This is a genomic window from Novipirellula sp. (genome assembly GCF_041583735.1).
GTDB lineage: Bacteria > Planctomycetota > Planctomycetia > Pirellulales > Pirellulaceae > Novipirellula.
Genome location: NZ_JBFHFD010000894.1, coordinates 1 through 2733 on the forward strand (window position 1 = coordinate 1; position 2733 = coordinate 2733).

Annotated in this window: 2 protein-coding genes; both read right to left on the bottom strand. The window is 55.0% G+C overall.

Annotation, left to right across the window (positions count from 1 at the left end):
* Positions 1 to 327: 327 nt before the first annotated feature.
* Positions 328 to 2076 carry a hypothetical protein gene (locus ABX962_RS34275; protein ID WP_372726156.1) on the bottom strand — a complete coding sequence of 583 codons (1749 nt, stop codon included), beginning with the start codon at positions 2074 to 2076 and terminating at the stop codon, positions 328 to 330.
* Positions 2073 to 2733, bottom strand: a 661-nt coding sequence (locus tag ABX962_RS34280; protein ID WP_372726157.1) for a hypothetical protein, incomplete at its 5' end; no start/stop codon positions are given. The genes ABX962_RS34275 and ABX962_RS34280, both read right to left, overlap by 4 nt.

Consider the following 2733-nt stretch of genomic DNA (forward strand, 5'->3'; position numbering starts at 1 on the left):
CCGCTATCATTTGCGGCGACGGGCACGCGAACTGCTGACCACGCAGGCTTAGCGGGCACTTGCCTCTTTCTCTTTTTGTTGCAGCGAGCAGACACTCCTCTCCGATAGATGATGCTGCGCCCGATCACCAACGTTCTCGCTTCGCAGCGTTAGTGAAGACGCGAATTGCATCGGATTGAAGTCGAACTTCGCCAAAAATTCGCCGATTTGCCAATGCCCAGTCTATCAGGGTGCAGGAAACTACTCCGACAAAGTGCTATGTCCCTTTTATGAGAGTACAGACATTCACGCCAATAAAGTGCTATGTCCCTGTGTTGAGAGTAGCTTTTAGTTGACTTCTGGCTCTGTGGCGATCTCTAGCCATACGGGGCTCTTCGCTGGCATCGGCACCGTGATGCGAACATTCTGAATCGCAGGGCCGCCGGGAATGGGGAGCGAGGTTTGCGGGTATTCGGCTCCGCCCTGAATCTCAACCTTAATCCCGTCTTGCTGTTGGACATCGGCGGTTGGCAGCCACCAAATTTGCCGATTCGGAATGCCTTCGTATTGCCATTGCCGACTCAAACCTGCGGGGTACGTTAACTTTGTTGAGTCGGCAACATCCGTCGTCAAACTTAATCGCGTCATTTCGCGTTGACTTTCGGGCACAGCGACTCGCGGCAACCGATTTGCCGGTAACCTTCGCCATCCAAACGGTGCGGCAACCGCCCCGCGGTCACCTGCAAGCGTTGCAAAATCGATTTCGGGATAGAACGCGGAAAGTGGTTCACGCAACGCACTGCTCGAACCGCCAGCAACGTCCTGAGCATCAGCCATCATTTCGATTTCACGCCAATGAAATTTTGCATCAAAACGCGTCACCAATTGGCACGCTTTCATCGGTGGGCTATCAGGAGCGGCGTGGGGCAGAAAGCCGACCCGATCGGGGTGGGCCGCATCGAAGATGATTTCCACAATCGGTTTGGCCCCCGTCGGAAAAGGTTTAAAGTGCGCAAAGATACGCATCGTCCTACCATCTTGCTGAATCGCATTCTCGCTAATCAATTCACGCGAATAGCTTTCGTCGTATTGCGTGGGCGGGACGATCGATTCCCGCAGTGAAACAGGAATCCCATCCGAAAGATTTGCTTGGACTTCGGGGATTTCAGCTGCGGACACTTCGCGGTCCAGGATAGGGCGGACCGAGATGCCCAGGGGACAATACGGGTACCCTCCTCGTTCGTCCCCCATGACCGAACGCAGCGACGGCACGATGCCAATCAATCCAACCAAGTTCGATCGATGGGCTCGGACCACCTTGATCCCTTCGCGATGCCCGATGCCTTCGTGCCCGTGCCGCTCCTGCGGCAGGTAGAACCGAGGCGATGGCGTGGGAACAGTAGACGCAGGCGAAATCCAGAGACAATTCCCTTTACTGTCGTAGACGTCGGGCACGTCCATCGATCCGTACTTCTTCAGCGGATGCTTGAGCGAGTAACGTTGTACCTTGATCTTGAGCGGCTCGTCCAATGGATACGCCTTCGATTGACGTGAGACGCTGCCAGTACTTGAACTGCCATAGGACTCAAGCCACGTCACAGGATGATGTTGCTGTAACACCAACTCGTCATCAATGAACACTTCACTGTGGTGCCCCGCGGCGTCCTTCGTACACTTTAAATGAATCACATGTTCTCCGTCGGGCAAGGCGACGGCTTTGTAATCTGCGGGAAACCCCACCCGATTGATTAATTCGGTCGCCAACCTCAATTCCAAATCGGCGTCTGCGGGCACATGGTATCGCCAACTGTTGATATGGTTCCAAATGCTTGGCAGCGAGCGAACATTTAGTTTCTGGTCGTCAAGAATGATCAATTGAGTAGTCGCATACCGCATCGTCTCGATCTCGGACTCGAGCATCGGAATTTGACGCCGAGCAAAGATAACGGGCAACCACGTCGCGACCACCGTGGTCAACAACAGTAACTCGAGTAACCCAAATCGCATCCATCGGCGATTAACTGTCGCAGCTGCCGCCGGTTCGCTGCCAGTCGACTCATGTGATTGCACCTGCGTGCACAAATCGGATCGGTTCATGGCATGGCTTCCTGCATCGATTCGGCCTTTCCACGAGCCCAAGCGTCAAAGGCGTCGCTGTGTTCGTCGCTGTAGAGGTAGACCGCCAATCCTTGATACAAGTCGACCTCGGGCTCGCCATTTCGCTTCTTGGCAAGACTCTTTTCACGCAGTCGAAACAAACAGATTGCCTCGTCGATTTCAAAAGTACGGGTGGCTTGTTCGGGCGTTACCGGCACGTCGATGACGAGATCCTCAAGTGCATCGATTGCAAATTCGTCGGGCATGGTCGCCGTACTGGAACTGCCTCCGGTCGTGCGACAGAACATCCATTTGCCGTCGGCGTGAATCAGTGCGATCGTCAAAAGCACTTCCTCGGCTTGGGAATTTGAACCGCTATAACTTCCACCCGAACTGCCACGGCCGCGTGGCGAATCCGCCGTCACCAATCCACGCTGAGTTTTATAACGCGGACCATAGTTCGCCGGAATGTGGATGCGGTATTGCCACACATACGCTTGGTCCACCCCCGGCGGGATATCCTCCTGCAAGTAAGAAACAGACGCGATGCCCACCTTCGTCGGATCTTCGACCTCTAACAATCCCACCTGCGCGCGCAACTCCGCGTGCGTGTGGCGGAGCCGAGCCAGTTGCCGGCTATATCCAATCGATCCCGCC

Coding starts and splice junctions, on each gene's coding strand:
- ABX962_RS34275 (WP_372726156.1), bottom strand. CDS start 2,076: ATGAACCGATCCGATTTGTGCACGCAGGTGCAATCACATGAGTCGACT.